Origin of the sequence: Pseudomonas coronafaciens pv. oryzae str. 1_6, assembly GCF_000156995.2 — a bacterium.
GTDB lineage: Bacteria > Pseudomonadota > Gammaproteobacteria > Pseudomonadales > Pseudomonadaceae > Aquipseudomonas > Aquipseudomonas tremae.
In genome coordinates this window covers 2,839,376-2,862,762 of sequence record NZ_CP046035.1, presented here as the reverse complement: position 1 = coordinate 2,862,762, position 23,387 = coordinate 2,839,376, and the positions used below count along the sequence as shown (strand labels likewise).

Here is a 23,387-nt window from a genome sequence, read left to right as displayed (position 1 = left end):
GCTGCAACGACTAGTCGGCGATGATCCGTATCGTCCAGAAGTCCGAGGACAGATTCGGGTCCATAAGGTAGCCGTACGGCATGGTGAAATATCCTTCCATGCCCCAGGAGACGCCCCAGGAGTTACGTAGCAGGAAGCGCTGGTGTGCATCGTCGTAACCCACTACCAGAACACAATGACCACCGAGCATTTTTTCATCGTGTGCGGGCATGGGTGCATGCCCTGTCTCGGCGACTTTCTTTTTTTCAAAGCTTTCGTACACGCTGAACCCGATTACGAATGGATAGCCGGACGCCAGGCAGCCCTTCATCTGATTAAGGTGTTGCGCAACTTTCTGGTAGGACACGGCTTTATACTTTTTGGCGTCCTTGTAACAGGCGGGCGGCGGCTTTACCGCGAACTTGGCGATATCGTAAGGCCACTCCTTCTCGGGACAGTCACCCAGGGTCGCAACCGCTTTTATTCCATCCCGGATCATCGCGCCGCTGTCTGAACTCACGCTGTGTTCAATGACGCGTTCGTTGTAGTAGATAAATAAACGCGACGGTATGAACGCCGGTTTCAGTTTCTGCTTCATACGGTCAAACTGAATGGCGGCTGCAATTCCATTCGCTGTGCAGCTGCCGAGTTGTCCCTGATCGTAAACGGGAGGGCAATGCTTTCTCAGGTCAATCGAGCGCGGAAGTGTTGTCAACGCAGCCACGGGCGCGGCATACAAATGGTCGCGATGATCCGGCAGGTCGCGAATCCAGCCATATTGCTTTACGGTGTAAGTCATCGTGTTTTCCTTGCAAAAGGGACTGCCTGACAGGCACCAGATCAATTGAGTTGCTCATGATGCCTGGCGCCATGTAAGCAGTTTCCCCAATGGCAAGGGATGAAGATGTTTTTAATGCTTAGTTGGCTAAATATCGCGGACAGAGAGCCATCTTGCCCGAACCGGCAGCCGTTGCGCCTCGGAAAGCAGCATGGGCTCAGGCGCTTGCCGGGACAGACTTAAAGATGGCCCACTGTTTCACGACTTGTCATCAATTCCCGGCAAAAAAGCTCAACCCTTTGCCAATCGCGCATTCATAACTCACCACTTTGCCCACCGGTTCATAAGCCGGAACGCTCAGCGTCGTCATGCTGAAGCTCGCCTTACCGTCAGGGCGCACCTGATAACGAATGAATTGCTGGATAGGCTTGTTATCGCGGCTAATGGTGAAGTGCGTGTCGGAGAAGGCCAGGGTTCCGTCCCCGGTAATGAGGTAGGTATCTATGCGTTTGCCGCCTTTGGTCTTTGACGGCTCTGCGCCTTCGACCGAGGATTTGCATTGCCCCAGATCGATCGCCACGGCCACCGATTTGCCGGTATTCAGGGCCTGGGTAAGGGCAGGGTAGTTGACCAGGGCATCACTTGCGTGGGCAAGAACTGGCAGGGACAGAACAAGCAGCGCAGCACAGTAACGTTTCATGGCTTCTCCAGTAAGGCAGACGGGCCTGATACAGCCAGTCATGTCCGGGGGGTTAAAAAACAGCGAAAAATCCTAGCACAGGCTGCTTTTAAAGTGGGCCTCGATTCGCTGTTGGCCAGGCAACAGCGAATCGGCAATCTGTGTTCCAACGCCGCCGGACGACGCCTGCTACTGGGCTGAAGACAATACGCAGCAACGGCAGGAACGCGCCTGCCGCCAAGGCTGGCAGGCGGCTTCAGATGTTTGGGCACGACCTGTGCACTGCTGAACAGGAATGTTTTCCTGAGCCAGCGGAGCTACCCGAATGCCTGATGCCGTCCCGACTTTCAAATCGATTCGATTGCCTGCCGTATGGCGCGCCCTTGCGCTGACCCTGATTGCTGCCAGCCTTGCTGCAACGGCCCGCGCCGACGACAGCGACGTGCCCTCACTGGCGGGCAAACGCATTGCTATCAGCATGACCGGCACCAGTCACTATTTCGATATCAAGACCTTTCAGGCCCAGGTCGATGAGGTCAAGCGTTTGGGGGGCACGCCGATCACCCTCGACGCCGGTCGCAACGACAAGAACCTGGTCAATCAACTGCAAACCGTGGTCACGCAAAAGCCCGATGCCGTTATCCAGACTCTGGGCACGCTCAGCGTGATCGATCCTTGGCTCAAGCGCATCAGCAAGGCGGGCATTCCGTTGTTCACCATTGATGCGCCATCGCAGTACAGCCTCAATAACACCACTTCCGACAACATGGCGACGGGCAAGGCGCTGGCCGGGCAACTGATTAAAGATGCAGGCGGAAAGGGCAATGTGCTGGTGTTCAACGGTTTTTATGGCGTGCCGGTCTGCGCCATCCGCTACGACCAACTCAAGCTGGCACTCAAGGACCAGCCTGAAATGAACATCATCGAGCCCGAGTTGCGTGATGTGATCCCCAATACCGTCCAGGACGCCTATTCACAGGTGTCGGCACTGCTCAATAAGTACCCCAAAGGCAGCATATCGGCCATCTGGGCCGCTTGGGACATTCCGCAGTTGGGTGCCAGCAAGGCGCTGGTCGATGCAGGGCGAACCGAGATCAAGACCTACGGTGTAGATGGCACCCCGGAAGTGCTGGAGCTGATGCGCCGTGAAGACTCGCCGATAGGGGCCGTGGTTGCACAGCAACCGGTACTGATCGGCAAGACTGCTGTGCAGAACGTCGCCCGCTACCTTGCCGGGCAGCGCGATTTGCCCAAGGAAACCCAGGTGCCGACGCTCCTGACCACTGCCGCCAACCTGCCAGAAGTGCAAAAGCTTCGGGGCGATAACTGAAGCGGGAGATTGATCATGGTTTCAGCGATGGCTCAGCCAGCAGATGTGCCTGCCTTGCACCTGAAGGGCATCAGCAAACGCTTCGGCGCCACCCAGGCGCTGGATGGCGTCAACTTGCGGGTGGAGGCCGGGACGATTCATGGGCTGGTAGGCGAAAACGGCGCAGGCAAATCGACGCTGATCAAAGTGCTGGCCGGTATTCATCGTGCAGATGCGGGGAGCCTGAGCATCCTCGGCCAGCCATTCGAGGCTGTCACACCAGGCCAGGTCGAGTCGATGGGCGTGCATTTCATCCATCAGGAGCGGCTGCTGCCAGGCAGCTTCACGGTCGGAGAAGCATTGTTTTTCGGTCAGGAAGTAAAGCGTGGCCTGTTTGTCGACCGACGCGCTCAGGATCGCGAAGCGGCCAGGCTGCTGGATGACTACTTCGCCATGCGCCTGCCAGCCGGGGCGTTGATACGCGATCTGGACAGTGCCCAGCGGCAGATTTTGCAGATCACCCGGGCACTGCTGGCCAGGCCAAGGGTACTGGTGTTCGACGAACCGAGCGTTTCGCTGGTCAAGCGTGAAGTGGACCGGTTGCTGGCCATCGTGCGGCGCTTGCGCAATGAAGGCCTGACCATTGTGTACATCTCGCATTACCTCCAGGAAATCGAATCGCTGTGTGACCAGGTTACGGTTTTGCGCAACGGTCGCGATGTGGCAGTGGTCGATCCCGCAACCACCAGCACTGCGCAGATTGCCCGGCTGATGGTCAATCGTGAGGTAGGTGAGCAGTACATTCGCGCGAAGGCCGTGCCCGGCGAGAACGTCTTGCAACTTCGCGGTTTGGGGGCAGGGCGTTATTACGATGGCATTGATCTCAGTGTGCGGCGCGGTGAAGTGCTCGGCCTGACAGGACTGGTGGGCTCAGGCGCAAAAGAACTGCTCAAAAGCCTGTTCGGACTGCTCAAGCCTGACCGCGGCGAGTTGCTTTTGAACAATCAGCCCTTGCGCCTGAAGTCGCCTCGTGACGCGGTGCGCAACGGCATCGCGCTGGTCCCCGAAGAGCGCCGGACGCATGGCGTGGCTCCGGCGCTTTCGGTGCTGGAAAACGTGACCTTGGCCAGCCTGGGACGATTCAGCCGCTGGGGGCTGCTCGACACTCATGCTCAGTTTCGGGAAAGCCAGCGTTTGATCGGTGAGCTGGCGATCAAGACCCCCGGCAGCGATGCCGCTGTTCATCTGCTTAGCGGCGGCAACCAGCAAAAGGTCGCCCTGGCCAAGTGGCTGAGTCGACATTCCTCTTTATATCTGCTTGACGAGCCCAGCGTAGGTGTCGATATCGGCGCGAAAGTCGAGATATATCGACTGATAGCGCGGCTGGCCGAGGCCGGTGCGGCTGTAGTGGTGTTGTCGTCGGACCTGCCCGAACTGATCGGCATCACCCAGCGCATTGTGGTCCTGCACCGCGGACGAATTGCAGGCGAATTCGAGTCGCACGCCACTGACAGCGATGAGTTACTGGCCTGTGCCACCAATGCCAGTGAGCGGCCCGCGCCTTTCAAATCAGTGCATTTCGAACCAGTGCTCAAGGAGGCTGACAATGTCGACGCATGAGGTGATCGCCAACCTGGACGTTGATCTTCCGCAACACCTGCTGGTGAGGATGGCGCAGCGCGGCTCTGTGCTGGTATTTCTGGCGATTCTGTTGGCATTTGCCGTCAGTGCGCCTAACTTTCTCAGTGCCGGCAACATCAGCAACGTGTTCGCCCAGTCTGCCGTGTTGGGCATTCTGGCCGTGGGCCTGACCTGCGTAGTGATCGGTGGCGGGTCCAACGTGGTCAGCGGTGGGCTCGACCTGTCGCTGGCGGCCAATCTCGGCCTGTGTGCTGCGGTTTACAGCAGCTTGAACAATGCCGGGGTCGAAGCCTGGCAATCGATGTCCCTGACGTTTGGCTGCGGCTTGCTGGTCGGCGCGTTCAATGGCCTGGCAGTGGTGCTGTTGCGCCTGCCGCCGCTGCTGGCGACCCTCGCCAGCATGAACCTGATCGCCGGGCTGGAACTGGTACTCACGCAGAACACCGTGCTGGCCACCGATTCCGTGCTGCTGGACGGCCTGGCGTCGGGCGTCTGGCTGGGCGTGCCGGCGCTCGCATGGGTGCTGCTCGGTGTCGCGGGGTTGTTGTGGCTGCTTATTCAGCACAGCGTGTTCGGCCTGCGTCTGTATGCCATCGGCGAGTACCCGCAAGCAGCAAAAGCTGCAGGCTTAAGCCTGCAACGTTATGTGTTCGCCAGCTACCTGATTGCCGGCGGCTGCGCGGCCATTGCTGCGTTTTGCTCGGCGGCGTATTTCAGCGGCAGTACCACCGGTTCAGGCGACATGCTGCTGTCGGTGGTGGCCATTGCATTCCTCGGGGTGGTGTTCTCGCGTCGCTTGACCGCAAACATCCCCGGCACCTTGCTGGCTACGCTACTGCTGGGCTTTCTGATCAACGGTTTTCAGTTGCTGAACATTTCCAGCTTCTGGGTCAACGGCGTGCAAGGCGTGTTGATTCTGATGGTGGTGGCGTTTTCCGGTGTGCTTGCCCGACAGGAAGGTGAATCATGAGTGCGTTGACCCTGAACACCCCTTCGACGGCGGTAAAAGTGTTGCCGCGCCTGTTGCCAGCGGTTCTGCCGCTGCTGGTACTGATCATCCTGCTGTTTTTTGCCGTCAATGCGCCGGGCTTTCTGAGCTGGGGCAACCTGTCGAGTCTGGTTCTGAACAATTTCGTATTGCTGGCCATCGTCGCAATCGGGATGACCTGGGCGGTGGCCGCAGGGGGGATTGATCTGTCGGTAGGTACAGCACTGGATTTTGCCAGCCTCGGTTTTGTGGTGACACTCAACGCCGGTTATGGTCTGGGTGCTTGCGTCGTAGTTGCCTTGCTCGCAGGGGTTGCGGCGGGCGCATTCAATGCGTTGCTGATTGCCGGACTGCGCATTTCGCCGTTTCTGGCGACGCTGGGCACCTTGTTCATCGGCACCAGCGTGCAGCAACTGCTGTCTGACGGCGGCCAGCCGATCTACATCGCTCAAGGTGTGCTGCCGGGTGTCAGCAGTGTGTCGATTCTGGGCGTGCCGTTGCCATTGGTGGTCATGGCGCTGCTGGCCAGTGTGTACGGCCTGGTGCTGGCTCGCGGGCGTCTGGGCCGCGAAATTCTTGCCGTGGGCACGCAGCCGCAACTGGCTTATTACTCTGGCCTGCCCACCCGGCGTATCGCTGCGTTGGTGTTTATCGGCAGTGCTCTGGCCTGTTCTGTCGCGGGCATTCTGCTCAGTTCCACGGTAAATGCCTACGTGCCGATGTCCGGCAACGCCTACCTGATCAATGCGATAGGTGCCGTGTTTATCGGCACCACCCTTAGTCGTCAGGGACGACCTAACATCGCAGGCACGCTGTTGGGCGTGCTGCTTATTAATGTCATCGCCAATGGGTTGTTACTGATCGGCTGGAACTTCTACTGGCAGCAGGTCGCGACTGGCGCTTTGATCTTCGCGGTACTGACGTTCAGCTTTGCCAGTCGCCATCTGCTGCGCAATGTCCTTTAGGGCGGGGTGCCTCAAGCATTGCCGGTGCCGCTGCCGATCTGCCACACAAAAGGCGGCTCGGTGCCGTTGATGCGCCAGTCGCCGACAATGCGCGCCTTGTAGATCAGCGGGTTGTGCGATGCCGCTGTGCGCGCATTGCGCCAGTGGCGATCCAGTGATTTGTCGATACTGACGCCCGAGGCGCCCAATGCGTTGAACAGCTCGGTGGCAGAACGCAGCACCAGTTCAGAGACAATTACTTGCGCCTTGGCGGTCTCGATTTCGGCGGCAATGTTGGCGTCTTTCTCCTGTTGCGGGTCGTTGCCGAAGCGTGCCACATACGCACGCTGCAAAGGCTCGGCGGAGCGTAACGTTGCGGCCTCGGCGGCGTATACCTGCGCTGCGATCTGACCGACCACCTGCTGCACCTGTGAATCCTGGCTGACGCTGCCCGCATTGCCGTGGCTGAAGATGCGTTTGCGATCGCGCACCTCTTGAGCGATATCGCGTTCGACTGCCCGGCCAATGCCTGCCAGCACCGCCAGCAGCACCAATTGATAAAAGGCCGTCTGATATTTGAAGCGTTCCTCGAACGGAATCACGTGGGCCGCAGGCAACGGCACATTGTCGTACACCGAGGTGCCGCTGCCGGTGGTGCGTTGACCGAACCCGTCCCAGTCATCGCTGTGGCGTACACCCGCATGCCTGGCATCCACCACGGCGATCACATCGGCGCCGGTATCAGCACGCTGGGCGTAGACGTCGATCCAGTCGGCGAAGATGCTGCCGGTGCTGTAGAACTTGCTGCCGTTGAGTACGAAACCGTCAGGCCGGGGGCTGACCTTGGTGATTACGTCGCCGATTTTTACCGCGCCTATCTCGGTCCAGCCATTGCCCACCAGATCACCCGCTACAAAGCGCGCGAACCAGGTGTCGCGTTCTGCACCTGGCGGCGCATTCAGCCGGTCTTCGACAAAAGCGAAATGCGCCCGTAAAGCTTGCGGGATGTTCGAGTCGGCCTCGGCCAGCTCTATCAACAGTTGAAACAGCTGGCCGACCGAGGCGCCAGCGCCGCCGTACTCTACGGGTACACGCACGGCACCGAAACCTGCCTTCTTTAGCCAGGCTATCGGTTCATAGGGCAGGGCGCGGGCTTTTTCACGCTCTACGGCGCCAGCGCTGATCTCCCTGAAGATTGGCCGGAAACGATTTGCCAGCTTTTCATAATCGGTGCCCAGCGACAGTGGGTTTGAACGGGTTGATTGCGTCATGAGGTGCTCCTGAGCATGAACTGACCGGCACTCGGCCGGTGAATGGGTCGTTCAGCGCAGTGCATGCTTTATGCCTGAATTTAACTGTATGAATTTTATGAATATTTTATTTTTTGGCAGGCCTACTTGTTGCGCTTGCAACAGCTGCGCAACAGCCTGTCAGCAAACCGCACATTCACTACTGCGCTCTGTAAACCACTGTTCAACCAGCAACAGCGTTTGGGCATTTTGTGCGCTGCGCTGCCTTCAATTATCAGGTTGATCAAGCAACTTATTGTTTTAAAAGATAAATATTTTAGGCATGAGCTGTGCAATGACTAAGGCTACGTGTGTTAAGCGTTATCAACCGGTCGTCAACGATCAGGAGCCTGTTCATGAGTAGCCCATCGCCAAACCCTCCCAAAGCCCACGTGATTGCCTCGGACGCTGAAGCCATTGAAGTCGCCACAGCACTGGCTGCCCGTTTTGCTGAACACGCCTCACTGCGTGATCGCGAACGTCGTCTGCCGGTTGCGGAGCTGGATGAGTTCTCCGCCAGCGGCCTGTGGGCCATCACCGTTCCGAAAGCCTATGGTGGCGCCGGCGTTTCGTACGTCACGGTGGCGCAAGTGATCAAGATTATTTCTGCTGCCGATTCCTCCCTCGGGCAGATTCCGCAAAACCATCTGGGTGTGCTCGACATTCTGTTGCAGACCGGCACCGAAGAGCAAAAGCATCATTACTTCGCCAAGGCTCTGGCTGGTTATCGCTTCGGCAATGCGTTCTCTGAGTCGAAAAGCAAGAATGCCGGAGCCTTTCAGACCCGCATTCGTTTCGAGGGTGAGCACGCGTTGCTGGACGGTGAGAAGTTCTACTGCACAGGCGCGCTGTTTGCCCACATTGTGCCGGTGGTGGGGGTCGATGAGCAGAACAAGGCATTCATTGCCTTTGTCGAGCGTGATAACCCTGGGTTGGCAATCATTGATAACTGGGACGGCTTCGGGCAACGCACCACGGCCAGTGGCGGCGCCGTTCTGAAGGCTACGCGGGTGCCTGTCAGTGCGGTAATCCCAGCGCATCAAGCGTTTGATCAGCCGACGGCTCATGGCCCTATTTCGCAGATCATCCAGGCTGCGGTAGACACCGGCATCGCTCATGGCGCCTTCGAAGAAACGCTCAGGTACGCGCGTCTGGCGCGGCCCTGGATCGACAGCAAGCAGGAGTTCGGCTGGCAGGACCCGTTCAGTATTGCCGCCATCGGCGACCTGCAATGGCAGTTGCACGGCACCGACGCCATTCTGGCCAAGGCGGGGCAAGCCATCGACCAGGCCCTGGCTGAACCTGACGAAGCCAGCGTCGCGCAAGCGTCGGTGGTGGTTGCACAGGCCAAAGTGCTGTCAGCGCAGATCGCCTTGCTCGCCAGCAGCAAGCTGTTTGAGCTGGCCGGCACTCGGTCGGTCTCAGGCAAGCTCAACCTCGACCGTTACTGGCGCAATGCCCGCACCCACACGCTGCATGATCCAGCCCGCTGGAAGTACCACCTGATCGGCAATCAGGTGCTCAACAACATCCCACCGCCACGTCATGCCTGGAACTGATAAAGGAACGTCTCATGCCCCATCCTGCCATTACCGCACAACTGGCGGTGGCCACCGAAGATCTGGACCATGCCCGACGCGGGTTTCTGCACACCCTCGATTACTTGCGTGAGCTTAGCGAGCCCTGGGCGCAAGGTGATCCCGGACGAATAGCCGATGACCCATACGTGATCAGCAAAATCGGCGACCTGCAGATACGCCTGGAAGTTGCCGCAGCGCTGCTTGAGCGCGCCCAGAGCTTTGTCGGTACGCCCGAACAGCGCCTGATTGCCAGCAGTGAAGCGGTGATTGCCAGTGCCGACGCGCTTCAAGCGGTCGGCAACATCCAGTTCGAACTTAGCGGACAGCATCTGTCACTGCCCGCTCGGGGCGATCGCGAACCTTTGCGCTGGCACTACCAAGTGATCGGCAATCAACGCCTCAACGGCGCAGTGCCGCCACAGCTTCAGGAGTAAGCGCATGCCTCGTCAAATACGCCTCAATGCCTTCGACATGAATTGTGTCGGCCACCAGTCGCCAGGGCTTTGGGCGCATCCGCGTGACCGCTCGTGGCAGTACAAGGATCTGGAATACTGGACTGACCTGGCGAAAATTCTTGAACGCGGCAAGTTCGACGGCCTGTTCATCGCCGATGTGCTGGGTATCTACGATGTCTATCGTGGTAACGGTGAAGCGGCGATCCGTCAGGCCACGCAGGTGCCGGTCAATGACCCGTTGCAGTTGATTCCGCCCATGGCGCTGGTCACCGAGCACCTGGGTTTCGGGTTGACCGCATCGTTGTCGTTCGAACACCCGTATCCGTTCGCCAGGCGCCTGTCGACGCTGGATCATCTGACCAAGGGGCGGGCAGGCTGGAACATCGTTACGTCCTACCTGGAAAGTGGCGCTAAGAATCTGGGCCAGAAGACTCTGACCGAGCACGATGCGCGTTACGACTATGCCGAGGAGTATCTGCAGGTTTGCTACAAGCTGTGGGAGGGCAGTTGGGAAGACGGTGCAATCCTGCGCGACCGGGAACGGCGAGTGTTCAGCGACCCGAGTAAAATCCACGAGATTCGCCATGTCGGTAAACACTTTCAGGTGCCTGGCATCCACCTCTGCGAACCTTCACCGCAACGCACGCCTGTGCTTTATCAGGCCGGCGCGTCAAGCCGGGGCAAGCAGTTTGCCGCCGAGCATGCCGAGTGTGTTTTCGTGGCAGCGCCTTCCAAAGTGCTGCTGAAAAAGACCGTCGCCGATATTCGCCGTCGTACTGCCGAGGCTGGTCGAGACCCTTCCAGCGTGCTGATATTCAACTTGCAGACCGTGATCCTGGGTGAGACAGACGCCAAAGCGAAAGCCAAATTCGAGGAGTACAAGAGCTGGGTCAGTTATGAAGGGGCCATGGCGTTGATTTCCGGCTGGACTGGCATCGACTTCAGCCAGTTCAGGCCGGATGAGCCGTTGCGGCACGTGCACACCAATGCCATCCAGTCGGCTGTCGAGACCTTCTCCACCGCTGACCCGAACACTGTCTGGACGCCTCGCGCGCTGGCCGATTGGGTGGGTATAGGCGGTTTCGGCCCGTTGTTTGTCGGCAGTCCGGAAACCGTGGCCGATCTGCTGCAGGAGTGGGTTGAAGAGACAGATGTCGATGGCTTCAACCTCGCTTATGCGCTGACCCATGAGACGTTCGTCGATGCGGTCGACCTTCTGGTGCCGGAATTACAGAAGCGCGGGGTTTATAAAACCGAGTACGCCAAAGGCACCTTGCGCGAGAAGTTGTTTGGCGAAGGGCCACGTCTGGAAGCGGGTCATCCGGGAGCGGCGTTTCGCGACCTCGCTGCGCTGAATCGCAACCGCCATGCGGAGATTGCCTGACAACTGCGTGACGCATTTTGATACTCGTTCCCGCGCTCCGCGTGGGAGCGCAGTTCTGGACGTTCCGCGCCCTATTCTCAGTGCTCGGCGCAGCGTGGGCACTCACAACTCCAGCGTGTAACCCACTTCATCAAGTTCTCGAGTCTGGTCCTGCCTGCGGCAGGACTGTTCTCGTTGGCTGCGTATTAGTCCCTCCACAGACCGTGCCTTGTTTCCAGCGAATCGCTCGGCACTGCTGCAGACGTCTGGAGCAACCCTGATGATTTCTCTACTAGTCTTTGAATTTCTCGGGTACTTAAACGTTTTACCCTTACCGACAGTGCGGTCATTGATGACGCGCGCTGCGGTTTTTGATTCTTCATGAACAGGAGTTCTCATGAAACCAAGCTTACCGAAGTGCGTCTGCGTCCTGATCCTGTTGACCGGTTCGGCCATCTTTCAGGTTCAGGCCAAACCGCTTCCAGCAGGCTCCGCTGACAAGGTTGCCAGGCTGCCGGTGATCAAACCGATCATGGGCTGTTCTGCACTGACTCGCGTGGTACTCGACGATATCGGCGGGCACGGCAGCAGCGTGGTGTCGGCCGGCGAGTCCACCCGTGAGGGCGTCGCCGTCTGTGCGGTAGAAGGCCGGCTGGCGCCGGAGATTGGTTTCAGGCTGGAGTTGCCCATCAACACCTGGGCGCAGCGCTACCTGCAGGTCGGGTGCGGTGGGCTATGCGGCAATATAAGCACAACAGTGCGCGTCGCAGAGGGCTGCAAACCGCTGAGGACAGGAGCGTTTGCGGTGGCGTCAACCGATATGGGTCATCAGGCATCCGATGCGACATTCGGCGATGATCCGCAGAAACGAGCTGATTTCGCCCATCGTGGCGTTCACCTGACAGCGCTGGCCTCCAAAAAACTGATGACTGCTTTCTATGGCCAAAAACCGGAATATGCCTATTTCTCGGGGTGTTCCGATGGCGGGCGCGAAGCTTTGATCGAGGCCCAGCGCTACCCGGACGACTTCAACGGCATTATCGCCGGAGCGCCTGCATTGAACTTTCAGGTCCAGAAAACGCTGTATCACGGCTGGATGGCCCGATCCAATACCGGGCCTGATGGCAAACCGATTCTGTTGGCTGCAAAGTTGCCGCTGCTGCACAGCGCGGTACTGGCCAAGTGTGATGTGCTGGACGGGCAGATCGACGGGCTCGTCTCTGACCCACGTATCTGTGACTTCGACCCGGCGGTGTTGCAGTGCAAGACATCTACGAACACCGGCAACTGCCTCAGCGAGCCGGAAGTGGCTGCGGTCAGACACTTCTATGGCGGCCCAAGGGATCCTGCCAGTGGCGAGCGGTTGACCCTCGGTGGCCCGCAGCCTGGTTCTGAACTGGCTTGGGCCGGCGTATTCGTGCCAGTCACGGCCAACCAGACTGTCTACAGCCAAAAAGCGGCGAAGGAGGCAATCCGCAATCTTGTGTTCGAGAAAAACCCCGTTTCGGACGTTGATCTGAATACGTTGAGCTTTGACAAAAGTACGTTTGATAAACTGCGCCCGCTGCATCCTCTATATGACGCCACCAACCCGGACCTGTCTCCTTTTGCAAATCAAGGCGGTAAGCTGATCCTTTGGCACGGCTGGGCCGACCCGAATATCTCGCCACTCAATACTCTGGCTTATCAAGAGGCCGTCGAGGCAAAGATGGGCAAGACTCGCACAGAGACCTTCGAACGCTTGTACATGTTGCCTGGCGTCTATCACTGTGGCAGCGGGGAAGGGCCGAGCGTGGTCGATCTGCTCACACCGATGATGGCCTGGGTCGAAAGTGGCTATGCACCGGATGCAATCGTCGCCCGGCAGGCCAGGTCTGGCAACACCGCCAAGGGCCGGCCTCGGACGCAACAGCCGCTGCCGACGTTTCTGATCAACGACAACGTCGCAAACCGTGGCCGCACGCGCAAGGTCTTTCCATACCCGTTCATGGCCGAATACGATCACAAAGGCTACTCGAAAAACGCACGCAGCTATCAGCGCGCAGAGCCACTGACCACAGAAAAGACCCCGCAGTGGATAGGCTCAGGCTTTTTTCAGCCGTACACCGCCCGGGATCTCTAGCCACGAAAGTGGGCAGTAAGGATGCCTGTCAGGTGAATTATTTTCTCCTCGTTCTTGACATGGCATCCGAACCAGTAGAGAATTGCGTCCATTCCTGAACGAGGAATTGAAAAAAACCCTTAAGATTCAATGGGTTGGAAGCCAAAGAAATAGTGGTTTCCCATGCAGTTCAAAAGCGTTGATGTTGCAGTACAGCATTCGACGTATGAGGCCGAGTAGCAAAATGGTTATGCAGCGGATTGCAAATCCGCCTACGCCGGTTCGATTCCGACCTCGGCCTCCACTATTCAAAGCCCCGTAGATTAACGTCTGCGGGGTTTTTTATTGGCTGCTGGAAAGTGAGAGGTTCCGAAACTTTGAGGGGTGGAGTTCCGAAACTTTCTCACTTTGAGGGCTGCGCGACGGCACCGATCCGGCGGTAAACACGCTTCGTTATCTCCTGTTTGGAGTGGCCCAGCAACAAGCTGGCGTCTGCGATATCGGAGATCTCGGACGCGGCTTTCGGCCTGATATCCTTGAATTGGAATTCCAATTATTCCCTGTATGGGCGGCAAGCGCCGCCTCGCCGACCGGCTTATCCCCCTTTTCCCGCCACATGAATGCTATATCGAAGTTTTCGCTGGTGGAGCCGCGCTGTACTTCATGCGACCTCAGGCCGCCCCTGTTGAAGCTCTGAACGACATCAACGGCGAGCTGGTTAGCTTGTACCGGGTGGTGCAAAACCATCTCGAAGAATTTGTACGCCAGTTCAAATGGGCGCTTAGCTCCAGGCAAGTGTTCGAATGGCAAAAAACGACCCGCCCTGAAACTCTCACCGATATTCAGCGAGCCGCCCGATTTTTCTATCTCCAGCATCACGCCTTCGCAGGCAAAGTTACTGGCCAGACATTCGGGACCGCGACAACTGGTCCTGCCATAAATCTGCTGAGGATCGAGGAAAACCTTTCCGCTGCTTGGCAGAGGCTTTCTGGCACGTATGTCGAAAACCTTCCTTGGCTGGACTGCGCCGAGCGTTACGACCGTGCCCACACCTTTCACTACATGGATCCCCCGTATTGGAAAACCGCTGGCTATGGCGTGGATTTCCCGTTCGAAAACTACGAGCGAATGGCCGACTTCATGCGGAGATGTAAAGGAAAGGTGATGGTGAGCATCAACGATCACCCTGACATCAGGAAGGTTTTTGACGGCTTCCATTTTGAGCTGGTGGATATTCGCTACACCCCTTCGAATCAGCGACAACCCAAGAGCGTGGTCAGTAGAGAGCTCGTAATAATGAATTGGGAGCCGTCTGCGTTTGGGGGCTTTTTCTAAGGCTTCGCGCCTTATTTTTATGTACTTTGGAGGCAAAATGCAGACATCGATCAAACAAGAACCTACGACCGCACTAGGAAAGTCACGCTGGCAGTTAAGGCGAACGGCGGTTCGGTGTCAGTCCAGATCCAGGCTGCTGACAGCTGGATCAACACCGACACGTTCTGGAAAGACGGTGCCTATCAGTTGAGCTTTCCGCCGGCGACGATCCGCATCGTGCCCGCTGCTGGCGTTGCGTTTGAGGTATACGCATGAGCCTTCTGGTAAATCCCGTCCCTCAGCGCCAGCCGATCCGACGCGGCCTGGGCCTGCTCGGCGATAGCTTCTCGGGCAATTGCCACATCATCGCGGCGACCGCGTTCGGCACTGAGGCCTATGGCTAGCATGATCGCGACGCGCACCGGCCTGTTTCCCAGCTACCTGGACGATCAAGGCAAGCTCGGCGACCACACCGGGCAGTTCCTGGCCAGGCTACCGGCCTGCATTGCCTCGTCTACGGCTGACCTGTGGCTGCTGCTGTCACGCACCAACGACAGCACCACGGCGGGTATGAGCCTCGCCGATACGAAAGCCAACGTGATGAAGATCGTCACCGCGTTCCTGAACACGCCTGACAAGTACCTGATCGTCGGCACTGGTACGCCGCGCTTCGGCAGCCGTGCTCTGACCGGGCAGGCCCTGACCGATGCGATCGCCTACAAAGACTGGGTGCTGAATTACGTCAGCCAGTTCGTACCTGTGGTGAACATTTGGGACGGCTTCACCGAGGCCATGACCGTGGAAGGCCTGCACCCGAACATCCTCGGTGCCGATTTCATCAGTTCGCGAGTGGTGCCGATCATCACCGCCAACTTCGAATTTCCTGGCATCCCGCTACCAACGGACGCTGGCGACATTTACTCGGCCATTCGCCCGTTCGGCTGCCTGAATGCCAATCCTCTGCTGGCTGGCACTGGCGGGACGCTACCGGCTGCCGTGAATGCCGTGGCTGGTTCGGTGCTGGCGGACGGCTACAAGGCCGTGGGCTCAGGCCTGAACGGCATTACCACCCGCTGGTTCAAGGAACCTGCCGCGTATGGCGAGGCGCAGTGCATCGAGCTGGGTGGCAACATGGCGGCGGCGGGCGGTTACATCTACATGCAACCCACGGCCAACGTGGTACAGACCAACCTAGCGGCCGGCGATGTTATCGAAATGGTGTCGGCGGTGGAAATCATTGGTTCGTCGCGTGGCATTCTGGCTTGGGAGGCTGAATTGATCACCACCAAGACGGTCAGCGGTGCTTCGTCCACGTTCTATTATCGGTCGATGGACAAGTACCAAGAGCCGTTCACCATGCCGGCAAGCTTCTCCGGGCAGCTGGAGACGCAGCGCGGTACGGTTGATCTGACTGAAACGGTGATCACCTCACGGATGGGGCTGTACCTGGCCGCTGGCATTGCGCAGAACTCGATGGCCAAGGTCGCACAGTTCGGGATTCGTAAAATCTAAAGAATGGCTCCATTAGGACGGCCTCAGGTATGAACGGCGGATCTTAACTCTTGAATTGTCTAACTCCTTCCAAAACAAGCTCGGGATCTGCGCCTACACTCGAGAGATTTAGCTTCCAAGCCTATATCTGCCTATCGACCATATTTCGTAAAAAACTAAGCAAAGTCTCGCCATCTATACAGGCAGTGTACGACTTGCTTTCTGAAGTCGCACAATGCCTGAGGTTATTACCGATTTCCGTAAGGGCTAGGTCTCAGAATGTACTGGCGATCAAGCCCGTCTGGGTTTGTAATCTGAGCGTAACTCTCTGAAGAGTCTGAATTAGCGTTCATTTCATTTTGCACAGATATGCGCATGTTACTCCATTCAGATATATATTCACGCATTTTGGCAACGTCTTCATGGGGTTGCGATCCTAGAGAGAGTACTGAAAGTCCTGACATAAATCTATGCTGTATAGTCGCCCTATCAAGCATACGTTGAGTACGTTCGTAGAGATTGTTGTGGCTACTTCGCAGACTTAAAGAACCTCGATGATTAATGAAGTAATTCTGCTCTCTAGTCAGGCCAGAAGAGTCCACCAATTGGTGTCTGACGCTCAGGAATTGATCGGGGGTAACGTGATTTGGGTCATCTGAGTTGTTGCTAACCCGGTCTGGTGAGTTCACCTGATGGGCCATCGATGACCCGCCTACACAGATGTTTCCCATTGGTATATACCCTCTTTAGCGCAGTGTTTATCACAGCGGTTAGTTGTTGCGGTCTGACTTTTGACAAATCCATAGGGCGACTTACCGATAGAGCATTGCGTGTGGGACCTGCCACGCTAGACGTTGGTTGAATTCGCTAATTGGCATCATAAAGTTAGGTCCATGACGAGGATCGTGGAAGATTATCTTAGAGGAAGCTGGATCGACACCTGTAAGAACTGACATATGCCAACTGTTACTTGGAGTCTGCCACCCAAAAATAATTGGGCCATGCCTGTAGAGAAGTTCCCCTAGTTCTTCGTGTGAAAATTCCCTGTTGGCGGGTAGGTCTACCCTAGATAAACCTTCGTTCTGGATGAACTGCTCCACATCAGAGAAATCCTGGAGCTGGGCGTGGCCGGAACGCGGACTTTAGAGTTCTGGCAATCCTAGTCGAGGTCCTGCCTCAACGGTATGCCCAACCATTCTTGCACAGGCATACCAACATCCCATTCGCTCCTCTCCCTGAGGAACGAAGGGCACGTGCCTTAACCGAATGCGCTTCGTTACTGGACGGGATATGTCGTGTCACACTGAGTCCGACTTGCATTTTGCACCTCTGCGGCTTATTGAATGACAAATCAGTGGTCACAGAGGTTAAAATGGTTCCAGCCCTAACTTGGATCCAATACTTCAGGGGCTCACCTATCTTGGCCACCCCATCTTTCCGGGCCGATACCTGCAACTCTCATAACTTCACGATACTGGTCGATGACGTACTTCTGGGAGTTGATAGTTTTCCATGAGTCACAAGCGTCGCGCAGGGGTCGGATATCCGGCTTTCTGCGTCTCTCAGCTTGACCCTGAGTTTGTCACGCTCGAGCGCTGCGTCGTTGTGCATGTTGATCAGCTTGGTGAAGTGTCTCCGATATCGGTCTACTTCATCTCGCAGCAGCCTGTTCTCTTCTGAGACCAAGTGCGCATGTTGCTTGAGCATCTGCTCCTCCGTGGGGCAGAAAGGCCAGTCTTCGGCGTAGTCGATGTTCATGATGAGTGATTCTCAATTACTGTATGGGTATACAGTTTTTAGGTTTTGTACGAAAAGTATTGCCGCATACAACGTAGGCTGCAGGCCAGCGTGACCATGGCTGCGTAGCTCTTGGCCAGCTTGTCGTAGCGATTGCCGATTCGGCGGTTCTCTTTTAGCCAGCCAAACATCCGCTCAATGATGTTGCGCTGCCGATACTTTGGACGATCAAAGAGTCGGGGCAAGCCAGGTCGGGGTTTGCGTGGCATGGCGCGTAGCGGGATCACAGGCTGTATTCGGTAACGGTCGCAGTAGTAACGCAGGTGTTCTGCGTCATAACCTTTGTCAGCCAGTAACCATCTACTGCGCTTTCGTGGTCGCCCCGGCTTACCGGGAATGCGCACCTGATCCAGCAACGGCTGGGCGTGTGCGATATCGCTGGCTTGTCCCGGTGAAAGCATGAAGCGCAATGGCACGCCATTAGCGTCGCAAACCATATGAATCTTGGTTGTCAGGCCGCCTCGACTGCGTCCCAGAGCATGGTCTAGCGGTTCTTCAGGCCCCCCTTTTTCCCGGCGCCTGAAGAGGCTCGGGTTGCACGTACCGCCGTGGAGTCGATCATCCAGGTGTCCAGATCGATCAGCCCTTCCTGGTTGAGTCGAATGTGCAAGCGCTCCAGTATTCGCTCGAACGTACCGTCATCGCGCCAGTCACGAAAACGCTGATACACCGTCGACCAAGGCCCAAAGCGTTCCGGCAGATCACGCCAGGCAGCACCTGAGCACAAAATCCAAAGGATTCCGTGGAGTACCAGACGATCATCACTACGTGGGCGACCCATTTTCTGCTCGGGGGAAACCAGATCCTTGATCAATTCCCACGATGCGTCGGAGAGTTCGTAACGCTTTGCCATGAGAGCCTCCAGCCAATCATGGCGGCAATTCTACCCCCCTACCGACTTTTCGTACAAAACCTAGCAAGCTCAGCGCCCGTACAGGTCACCTACGTCCTATAGCGTTTCGGGGTTGAGTTCAAATAACCCGCTAACTTCACAAGGCCGTCTCCAAAGGTGGCATAGCCAATTTCCAAATTTGGCAGTCTCGTGGAACCGAATTCGGACTAATTGCCACACAGGCACGGCAAATTAAAAAAGTCCACCATATGAATGGTTATATGGTGATTTAACACACTCGAGTGCATTAGCGTTAATGCATAGCAAAAAAAGTGAGGTAATTATTCATGGGCTGCGTCTCGTCAAAAGGCAACCCAATGCTTTCTCCGCAGGCTTCTTTTAATGACGCTTCTCGTACGTTTTTCAGAGCACTTCCCGGCCCAGCGGCAAGACAATTGCAGGTCTACGATCAATGCTTAATTGGTGCAGCGCGCTGGCCTGACGATTCCAGTAAGTCGAGCACTCCCGAAAATAGGGCGTATTGTCAGAGCATGTACAACTCAATTCGTTCTGCTGGAGGTGAAATTTCCAGTGGCAGGATCACGTCTTTTGATGAACTATGGGGGCGCGCAACTGAATGGCGACTTTCAAAGTTGCAGAGAGGAGCACCGTCCTATTCTGCGTTTGCCTCTGAAAGGACGTCCAATACAGACGCAGTAACCCCCTTAGTTAAACCTTATAAGTCTGTCATTGCCAGGGTTGTTAGTCACAAGGATGCACGCGATGAAACAATGAGGGACAATTTGTTTGGCGATCTGCATGTTAAGGCCTACCGCCAAACAGCACGTCTCAATGGAAATATTATTCCACTTAACACTTTTCGCGTTGCGACAGATACTGCATATCTGAGAGGGCGTGTAGCGCAACTGAGAAGAGAACTAGGCGCAGAGGCAATTGAACAGCATTTGCGCAGATATAATCCCGATAGAATCGACCATACAGATGCTTACTATTTACCTATTATAAAAAATCATTTAAATAATCTTTACAGGCGAGCTACATCTTCCGACTTAAGGCGAGCCGATTTGATAGACCTGATAGCCCGCACTCATTGGTGGGCTGCGAGTGCAATGCCTGACCAACGAGGTAGTGCTGCCAAGGCCGAGTTTGCAGCTAGGGCTATAGCTAGCGCACATGGTATAGAGCTACCGCCTTTTCGAAATGGTAAGGTTTCTGATATAGAAGCAATGCTCAGCGGAGAAGAGGAGTTCGTAGGCAAATACGTAAGCTTGCTAGATTCTGATTGCTTTTAATATTGAGTTAATCTATATTAAATTTATCACCTGATGTGCATTCTCAGAATAAAAGCGCTCTCTATAACAGGTTTTCTGTAAAAAATATAAGTATGCCTGCATAGTGAGAACGTTTATTTTGAGGTTGCGCATTTGGCGCTGACTGCGCGTCGGTGGTTCTGTAGGTCATTCAGGTTTGGGGAGTGGTGTTCGTCGGCAGGACGCCGGGAAGGGGGAAAATCAGTTCCGAAATAAAAAGTAGAGTCCGCATTCCACGGGGCCTCCAGAGGACTTTTTTTGCTTCTATTTCGGAACCAAATATCGCCACAGGCCGCAGCCTGATTGTGTTTCATGGCCGGATTGCAAATCCGCCTACGCCGGTTCGATTCCGACCTCGGCCTCCACTATTCAAAGCCCCGTAGATTAACGTCTGCGGGGTTTTTTATTGGTCGGCGAAAGTGAACGCTGTTGCCTGGCCGGTAGCACCAGGCAGTGGTAAAAAGAGCCTGCGACTTTTGGCGAAGCGCTATGCACCTCATATTTCCACCGAAAATTCTACTGGTTGAACTGCTAGCTATCCGCTTTACGAAAGTAAGTACTCAATTGTGCAACAGGCAAGGCATGCCTGATTCGACAACTGAGGGTATGGAAATGAATGAATCTGATACCGCGCGCCCCAGGCACGGCAGGGTAATAAGCCCAGCATCCCGTGGTTCTTATGCCATGGAGAAAGAGCTGCTACTGGAATGGGAAGTGGTCTCCATGGAAGGAGGCAAAAACTTTCCCGACCTGACCTATGGTTACGCACACGATTTCCCTCGTGTCGATGTACCTGTCGACTTAACTTCTACGCTTACTGATCCCCCAGCAGATGGGCTTATACTCAGTGGCGGGAATAGTGGTAGGTGGGCACGTGTAAACCTTACGGATAACGGGATTATTGAAGAAATAAAGAAAAACGGTAAAGGTTATGCCGATAAGTGGCCTCGCTTGAGCGTCACCAGAGGAGCCGAATTTAAAATTGAATGGGTGTATCACGCTGAACATTTGACGCGCGGCTACCGGTGGTTTATTACCAAAGAGGGCTGGGATGAAAGTACACCTCTTACCCGAGCTGACTTCAAGGGGAAGAACTACGTGTCTGATAACCACTTCAACGCTAACTCGCAAGACGGGTTAATGTGGAGTGATGTTTCTGATTTGAGTCCTTTCAGTGAGCACAGGAACGAGCTACAGCCGAAAAAGACTTCATCAGTAACACTGCCTGACGATAAACACGGGCACCATGTCATTCTTCTCGCCTGGATCATTGCCGAAACTGATAAAGCCTTTTACCAAGCGTTTGATGTCGATTTTGGGGCGTAAGGTCTGTTTTAGTTACGACGGACAGCTTGACGATTTGATGCGCTCCCCTGGCACATGTACAGGAACTTGCTCGGGGCGACCGCATTAGCGTAAAGCTGCCGCGCACCCGTTCTCGGAAAGTCTTGGTGTCCGGATCAAGGTTCTAGGTGCCAAGAATTTCTGGCTATCTTGCGTGATACTCGCTGGCCCATTAGACCGCCGACAACGTTCTTCTAAGCCGGTTAAGCGCGTGGTGCCACTTTGAGCCTGCTATCAGCGAGAAATCTGAAAAACGGGAACCTGATTCATCCAGGTGCCCACTGACTGTACCGTATCGTTACGGCTGGAATGGTAGTTGCGGATCCAGCAAATCAATACCTTAAGATGCAGTGGTGAATATTATGACAAGCGTTTCCCGTACCGCCTCCCTTAGAAATATTCAAGCCATCCCGGGCTTCGAGGCATCTTCAGAGTGCAAATTGATTCCCTCCTTGGGTGAGAAGCTCGGCAGTGGAAGCCAGAAAGACGTTTATCACTCTCGACAAGACCCAAGGCACTGCGTCTGTCTGATTCGGCCCGGTACGACAGGAACTGTTCCTGAGCGGGAATATGCTTTAAAAGAACTGGAAGCGACCCGGTATTTAAAAAACCTCGGCTTTCCTGTCGTGGATGCGCATGCTCTGGTGACTTACGATGGCAAGGTGGGTATCTCGAAAGACTATGTTCACAACGCTCTGGACTCCGGGGATATCATTCATGGTCGCACCTGCATGCCACGTGATTTGGCTTTCAATAAAAATGTGCTGTCTGACTGTGATGAGATCATATTCAAGCTGAGAACCCACAACCTCCATATTGAGGATTTACAGTTCATAATTGATGAGCATGGCCGGGTGAGAATCAATGATCCACGGGGTGTAGTTCGATCCTTTCCTGAGAAAAGTATCGATAAAGTTAAAGATTTGCGGACCATTGCACTTGAGAACACGCTTGACGATGCCGACAGTGACTGAGATCCCCCGGATCACGACTCTTTTTGCTGAATGCTAAAGAAAGGGCTCACCGAGCGCGTTGCCCAGTGAGCCCTCGATCTATAAGTGTTGCTATAGGCACGATTTTGCGCGGAGCGCATGTTGCTCACGGCAACATTCCGCGAATCACAGGTTCAAGAGTTCTTTTCGGACGATGTCTGCGCCTGCACTTAACGCGCGCAGCTTGCCGCTGGCGACATGACGAGGGAGGGGCGCCATGCCGCAGTTGGTGCACGGATAGAGTTTATCGGCATCGACGAATTGAAGTGCCTGTCTCAGGGTGTTGGCGACTTCCTCAGGCGTCTCAATGGTATGGCTTGCCACATCAATGGCCCCCACCATAACTTTCTTGCCCCGAATGAGCTCAATCAGATCCATAGGGACGCGAGAGTTGTGGCATTCCAGAGAGATGATGTCGATACTGGACGTTTGCAGTCTGGGAAAAGCCTCTTCGTACTGCCGCCACTCTGAGCCTAACGTTTTCTTCCAGTCGGTATTCGCCTTGATGCCGTAACCATAGCAAATATGCACGGCAGTTTCACATTTGAGCCCTTCAACTGCCTTCTCTAACGTAGCAACTCCCCAGTCATTCACTTCATCAAAAAACACATTAAATGCAGGCTCATCAAACTGAATGATATCCACTCCGGCGGCCTCAAGTTCTTTAGCCTCCTGGTTGAGGATTTTGGCAAACTCCCAAGCCAGTTTTTCACGATCTTTATAATGAGCGTCGTAGAGAGTATCAATCATCGTCATTGGCCCTGGCAGGGCCCACTTGATAGGCTGCGTGGTTTGCTGACGTAAAAATTTTGCGTCTTCAACAAAAACTGGCTTTCGGCGAGCAACAGCACCTACAACCGTTGGCACGCTCGCATCATAGCGGTCACGAATTCTGACGGTCTCGCGCTTTTCAAAGTCAACGCCTTCGAGATGCTCGATAAACGTAGTTACAAAATGCTGGCGTGTTTGTTCACCATCGCTAACGATATCAATATTGGCCAGTTGTTGTTCTTGCAGCGATAAACGCAACGCGTCCTGCTTACCTTCAACCAGTTCTTCGCCATGCAATTTCCAAGGCGACCAGAGCGCCTCGGGCTGTGCAAGCCAGGAAGGTTTAGGCAAGCTGCCTGCAGTGGAGGTGGGCAACAGTTTTTTCATTAAAATAGCCTTGGTTTTTAAT

General features: G+C 55.5%; 22 protein-coding genes, 1 tRNA gene and 2 pseudogenes. 16 read left to right on the top strand and 9 right to left on the bottom strand.

Annotated elements, in window-relative coordinates; translation table 11 throughout:
- Positions 1–10 precede the first annotated feature (10 nt).
- Positions 11–778 carry a C1 family peptidase gene (locus tag POR16_RS12945; RefSeq protein ID WP_005892564.1) on the bottom strand — a complete coding sequence of 256 codons (768 nt, stop codon included), beginning with the start codon at positions 776–778 and terminating at the stop codon, positions 11–13.
- Between the two features lie 250 nt (positions 779–1,028).
- Positions 1,029–1,457 carry a VirK family protein gene (locus POR16_RS12940; RefSeq protein ID WP_005892566.1) on the bottom strand — a complete coding sequence of 143 codons (429 nt, stop codon included), beginning with the start codon at positions 1,455–1,457 and terminating at the stop codon, positions 1,029–1,031.
- A 304-nt stretch (positions 1,458–1,761) separates the two neighbouring features.
- On the opposite strand from POR16_RS12940, the gene POR16_RS12935 reads away from it, so the two are divergent.
- Genes POR16_RS12935 through POR16_RS12920 form a run of 4 tightly spaced genes read left to right on the top strand, consistent with a single transcriptional unit; the run spans position 1,762 to position 6,339 of the window.
- The gene (locus POR16_RS12935; RefSeq protein WP_024691283.1) at positions 1,762–2,766 is read left to right on the top strand and encodes a sugar ABC transporter substrate-binding protein; all 1,005 of its coding nucleotides are present in this window, start codon (positions 1,762–1,764) and stop codon (positions 2,764–2,766) included.
- A gap of 15 nt (positions 2,767–2,781) precedes the next feature.
- The gene (locus POR16_RS12930) at positions 2,782–4,365 is read left to right on the top strand and encodes a sugar ABC transporter ATP-binding protein (RefSeq protein WP_005892573.1); all 1,584 of its coding nucleotides are present in this window, start codon (positions 2,782–2,784) and stop codon (positions 4,363–4,365) included.
- Positions 4,352–5,356, top strand: coding sequence for an ABC transporter permease (locus tag POR16_RS12925; protein WP_005892576.1), 1,005 nt, complete (start codon positions 4,352–4,354; stop codon positions 5,354–5,356). The genes POR16_RS12930 and POR16_RS12925 overlap by 14 nt, the downstream gene beginning before the upstream one ends.
- Positions 5,353–6,339 carry an ABC transporter permease gene (locus tag POR16_RS12920; protein WP_005892579.1) on the top strand — a complete coding sequence of 329 codons (987 nt, stop codon included), beginning with the start codon at positions 5,353–5,355 and terminating at the stop codon, positions 6,337–6,339. The genes POR16_RS12925 and POR16_RS12920 overlap by 4 nt, the downstream gene beginning before the upstream one ends.
- A gap of 11 nt (positions 6,340–6,350) precedes the next feature.
- On the opposite strand, the gene POR16_RS12915 is transcribed toward POR16_RS12920, so the two are convergent.
- Positions 6,351–7,589 (bottom strand): acyl-CoA dehydrogenase family protein, encoded by a 1,239-nt coding sequence (locus tag POR16_RS12915; RefSeq protein ID WP_024669288.1) that lies wholly within the window; start codon positions 7,587–7,589, stop codon positions 6,351–6,353.
- 374 nt (positions 7,590–7,963) lie between these two features.
- On the opposite strand from POR16_RS12915, the gene POR16_RS12910 reads away from it, so the two are divergent.
- From POR16_RS12910 to POR16_RS12890, 5 genes are all read left to right on the top strand, one after another.
- The gene (locus POR16_RS12910) at positions 7,964–9,166 is read left to right on the top strand and encodes an SfnB family sulfur acquisition oxidoreductase (protein WP_024669287.1); all 1,203 of its coding nucleotides are present in this window, start codon (positions 7,964–7,966) and stop codon (positions 9,164–9,166) included.
- A gap of 14 nt (positions 9,167–9,180) precedes the next feature.
- Positions 9,181–9,621 (top strand): hypothetical protein, encoded by a 441-nt coding sequence (locus POR16_RS12905; protein WP_005892587.1) that lies wholly within the window; start codon positions 9,181–9,183, stop codon positions 9,619–9,621.
- Positions 9,622–9,625: 4 nt separating this feature from the next.
- Positions 9,626–11,026, top strand: a complete 1,401-nt coding sequence (locus tag POR16_RS12900) for an LLM class flavin-dependent oxidoreductase (RefSeq protein ID WP_005892588.1) — start codon at positions 9,626–9,628, stop codon at positions 11,024–11,026.
- A 376-nt stretch (positions 11,027–11,402) separates the two neighbouring features.
- Positions 11,403–13,127 carry a tannase/feruloyl esterase family alpha/beta hydrolase gene (locus POR16_RS12895; RefSeq protein WP_122381160.1) on the top strand — a complete coding sequence of 575 codons (1,725 nt, stop codon included), beginning with the start codon at positions 11,403–11,405 and terminating at the stop codon, positions 13,125–13,127.
- 209 nt (positions 13,128–13,336) lie between these two features.
- Positions 13,337–13,410, top strand: a tRNA-Cys gene (locus POR16_RS12890).
- 99 nt (positions 13,411–13,509) lie between these two features.
- Here the strand turns inward: POR16_RS12890 and POR16_RS26600 are convergent.
- Positions 13,510–13,656, bottom strand: a pseudogene (locus POR16_RS26600) (integrase); the annotation flags it as partial.
- Between POR16_RS26600 and POR16_RS12885 the strand changes: the two are divergent.
- The 4 genes from POR16_RS12885 to POR16_RS12875 are packed head-to-tail and all read left to right on the top strand — an operon-like array spanning position 13,647 to position 15,932.
- Positions 13,647–14,441, top strand: a complete 795-nt coding sequence (locus tag POR16_RS12885; RefSeq protein WP_154897057.1) for a DNA adenine methylase — start codon at positions 13,647–13,649, stop codon at positions 14,439–14,441. The pseudogene POR16_RS26600 and the gene POR16_RS12885 sit on opposite strands and share 10 nt — an antisense overlap.
- A 45-nt stretch (positions 14,442–14,486) precedes the next feature.
- A complete protein-coding gene (locus tag POR16_RS12880) occupies positions 14,487–14,696 on the top strand; it encodes a hypothetical protein (RefSeq protein ID WP_032618818.1) in 210 nt (69 codons plus the stop codon).
- Positions 14,693–14,824, top strand: a complete 132-nt coding sequence (locus tag POR16_RS26805; RefSeq protein ID WP_255871070.1) for a hypothetical protein — start codon at positions 14,693–14,695, stop codon at positions 14,822–14,824. The genes POR16_RS12880 and POR16_RS26805 overlap by 4 nt, the downstream gene beginning before the upstream one ends.
- Positions 14,817–15,932 (top strand): SGNH/GDSL hydrolase family protein, encoded by a 1,116-nt coding sequence (locus POR16_RS12875; RefSeq protein WP_234887609.1) that lies wholly within the window; start codon positions 14,817–14,819, stop codon positions 15,930–15,932. Before POR16_RS26805 ends, POR16_RS12875 begins: the two co-directional genes overlap by 8 nt.
- A 227-nt stretch (positions 15,933–16,159) precedes the next feature.
- Here the strand turns inward: POR16_RS12875 and POR16_RS27065 are convergent, their stop codons facing one another.
- From POR16_RS27065 to POR16_RS12855, 4 genes and pseudogenes are all read right to left on the bottom strand, one after another.
- Entirely contained in the window at positions 16,160–16,612 is a 453-nt protein-coding gene (locus POR16_RS27065) for a type III effector (RefSeq protein ID WP_162010096.1), read from the bottom strand.
- A gap of 111 nt (positions 16,613–16,723) precedes the next feature.
- The gene (locus POR16_RS12865; protein WP_223810544.1) at positions 16,724–17,011 is read right to left on the bottom strand and encodes a papain-like cysteine protease family protein; all 288 of its coding nucleotides are present in this window, start codon (positions 17,009–17,011) and stop codon (positions 16,724–16,726) included.
- A 311-nt stretch (positions 17,012–17,322) separates the two neighbouring features.
- Positions 17,323–17,669 (bottom strand): annotated as a pseudogene (locus POR16_RS12860) (hypothetical protein).
- Between the two features lie 38 nt (positions 17,670–17,707).
- A protein-coding gene (locus POR16_RS12855; protein WP_122381289.1) for an IS5 family transposase occupies positions 17,708–18,561 on the bottom strand; the annotation gives its coding sequence in 2 pieces (ribosomal slippage) (positions 17,708–18,219 and positions 18,219–18,561; 855 coding nt in all).
- A gap of 326 nt (positions 18,562–18,887) precedes the next feature.
- Here POR16_RS12855 and xopAH point away from each other — a divergent pair.
- From xopAH to hopBF1, 3 genes are all read left to right on the top strand, one after another.
- Positions 18,888–19,853: a XopAH/AvrB family type III secretion system effector gene (gene xopAH / locus POR16_RS12850; protein WP_005892602.1), complete on the top strand. Its 966-nt coding sequence runs from the start codon at positions 18,888–18,890 to the stop codon at positions 19,851–19,853.
- A 600-nt stretch (positions 19,854–20,453) separates the two neighbouring features.
- Positions 20,454–21,197 carry a lytic polysaccharide monooxygenase auxiliary activity family 9 protein gene (locus POR16_RS12845; RefSeq protein WP_024670046.1) on the top strand — a complete coding sequence of 248 codons (744 nt, stop codon included), beginning with the start codon at positions 20,454–20,456 and terminating at the stop codon, positions 21,195–21,197.
- A gap of 380 nt (positions 21,198–21,577) precedes the next feature.
- A complete protein-coding gene (hopBF1, locus tag POR16_RS12840) occupies positions 21,578–22,189 on the top strand; it encodes a T3SS effector protein kinase HopBF1 (RefSeq protein WP_005886680.1) in 612 nt (203 codons plus the stop codon).
- Between the two features lie 144 nt (positions 22,190–22,333).
- Here the strand turns inward: hopBF1 and POR16_RS12835 are convergent, their stop codons facing one another.
- Positions 22,334–23,365, bottom strand: a complete 1,032-nt coding sequence (locus tag POR16_RS12835; RefSeq protein WP_005886682.1) for a methionine synthase — start codon at positions 23,363–23,365, stop codon at positions 22,334–22,336.
- Positions 23,366–23,387 lie beyond the last annotated feature (22 nt).

Excerpts from the sequence above, each read along its gene's own strand:
- POR16_RS12945 (WP_005892564.1), bottom strand. The coding sequence starts at position 778 with ATGACTTACACCGTAAAGCAATATGGCTGGATTCGCGACCTGCCGGAT.
- POR16_RS12940 (WP_005892566.1), bottom strand. The coding sequence starts at position 1,457 with ATGAAACGTTACTGTGCTGCGCTGCTTGTTCTGTCCCTGCCAGTTCTT.
- POR16_RS12935 (WP_024691283.1), top strand. The coding sequence starts at position 1,762 with ATGCCTGATGCCGTCCCGACTTTCAAATCGATTCGATTGCCTGCCGTA.
- POR16_RS12930 (WP_005892573.1), top strand. The coding sequence starts at position 2,782 with ATGGTTTCAGCGATGGCTCAGCCAGCAGATGTGCCTGCCTTGCACCTG.
- POR16_RS12925 (WP_005892576.1), top strand. The coding sequence starts at position 4,352 with ATGTCGACGCATGAGGTGATCGCCAACCTGGACGTTGATCTTCCGCAA.
- POR16_RS12920 (WP_005892579.1), top strand. The coding sequence starts at position 5,353 with ATGAGTGCGTTGACCCTGAACACCCCTTCGACGGCGGTAAAAGTGTTG.
- POR16_RS12915 (WP_024669288.1), bottom strand. The coding sequence starts at position 7,589 with ATGACGCAATCAACCCGTTCAAACCCACTGTCGCTGGGCACCGATTAT.
- POR16_RS12910 (WP_024669287.1), top strand. The coding sequence starts at position 7,964 with ATGAGTAGCCCATCGCCAAACCCTCCCAAAGCCCACGTGATTGCCTCG.
- POR16_RS12905 (WP_005892587.1), top strand. The coding sequence starts at position 9,181 with ATGCCCCATCCTGCCATTACCGCACAACTGGCGGTGGCCACCGAAGAT.
- POR16_RS12900 (WP_005892588.1), top strand. The coding sequence starts at position 9,626 with ATGCCTCGTCAAATACGCCTCAATGCCTTCGACATGAATTGTGTCGGC.
- POR16_RS12895 (WP_122381160.1), top strand. The coding sequence starts at position 11,403 with ATGAAACCAAGCTTACCGAAGTGCGTCTGCGTCCTGATCCTGTTGACC.
- POR16_RS26805 (WP_255871070.1), top strand. The coding sequence starts at position 14,693 with ATGAGCCTTCTGGTAAATCCCGTCCCTCAGCGCCAGCCGATCCGACGC.
- POR16_RS12875 (WP_234887609.1), top strand. The coding sequence starts at position 14,817 with ATGGCTAGCATGATCGCGACGCGCACCGGCCTGTTTCCCAGCTACCTG.
- POR16_RS27065 (WP_162010096.1), bottom strand. The coding sequence starts at position 16,612 with ATGGCCCATCAGGTGAACTCACCAGACCGGGTTAGCAACAACTCAGAT.
- xopAH (WP_005892602.1), top strand. The coding sequence starts at position 18,888 with ATGGGCTGCGTCTCGTCAAAAGGCAACCCAATGCTTTCTCCGCAGGCT.
- POR16_RS12845 (WP_024670046.1), top strand. The coding sequence starts at position 20,454 with ATGCCTGATTCGACAACTGAGGGTATGGAAATGAATGAATCTGATACC.
- hopBF1 (WP_005886680.1), top strand. The coding sequence starts at position 21,578 with ATGACAAGCGTTTCCCGTACCGCCTCCCTTAGAAATATTCAAGCCATC.
- POR16_RS12835 (WP_005886682.1), bottom strand. The coding sequence starts at position 23,365 with ATGAAAAAACTGTTGCCCACCTCCACTGCAGGCAGCTTGCCTAAACCT.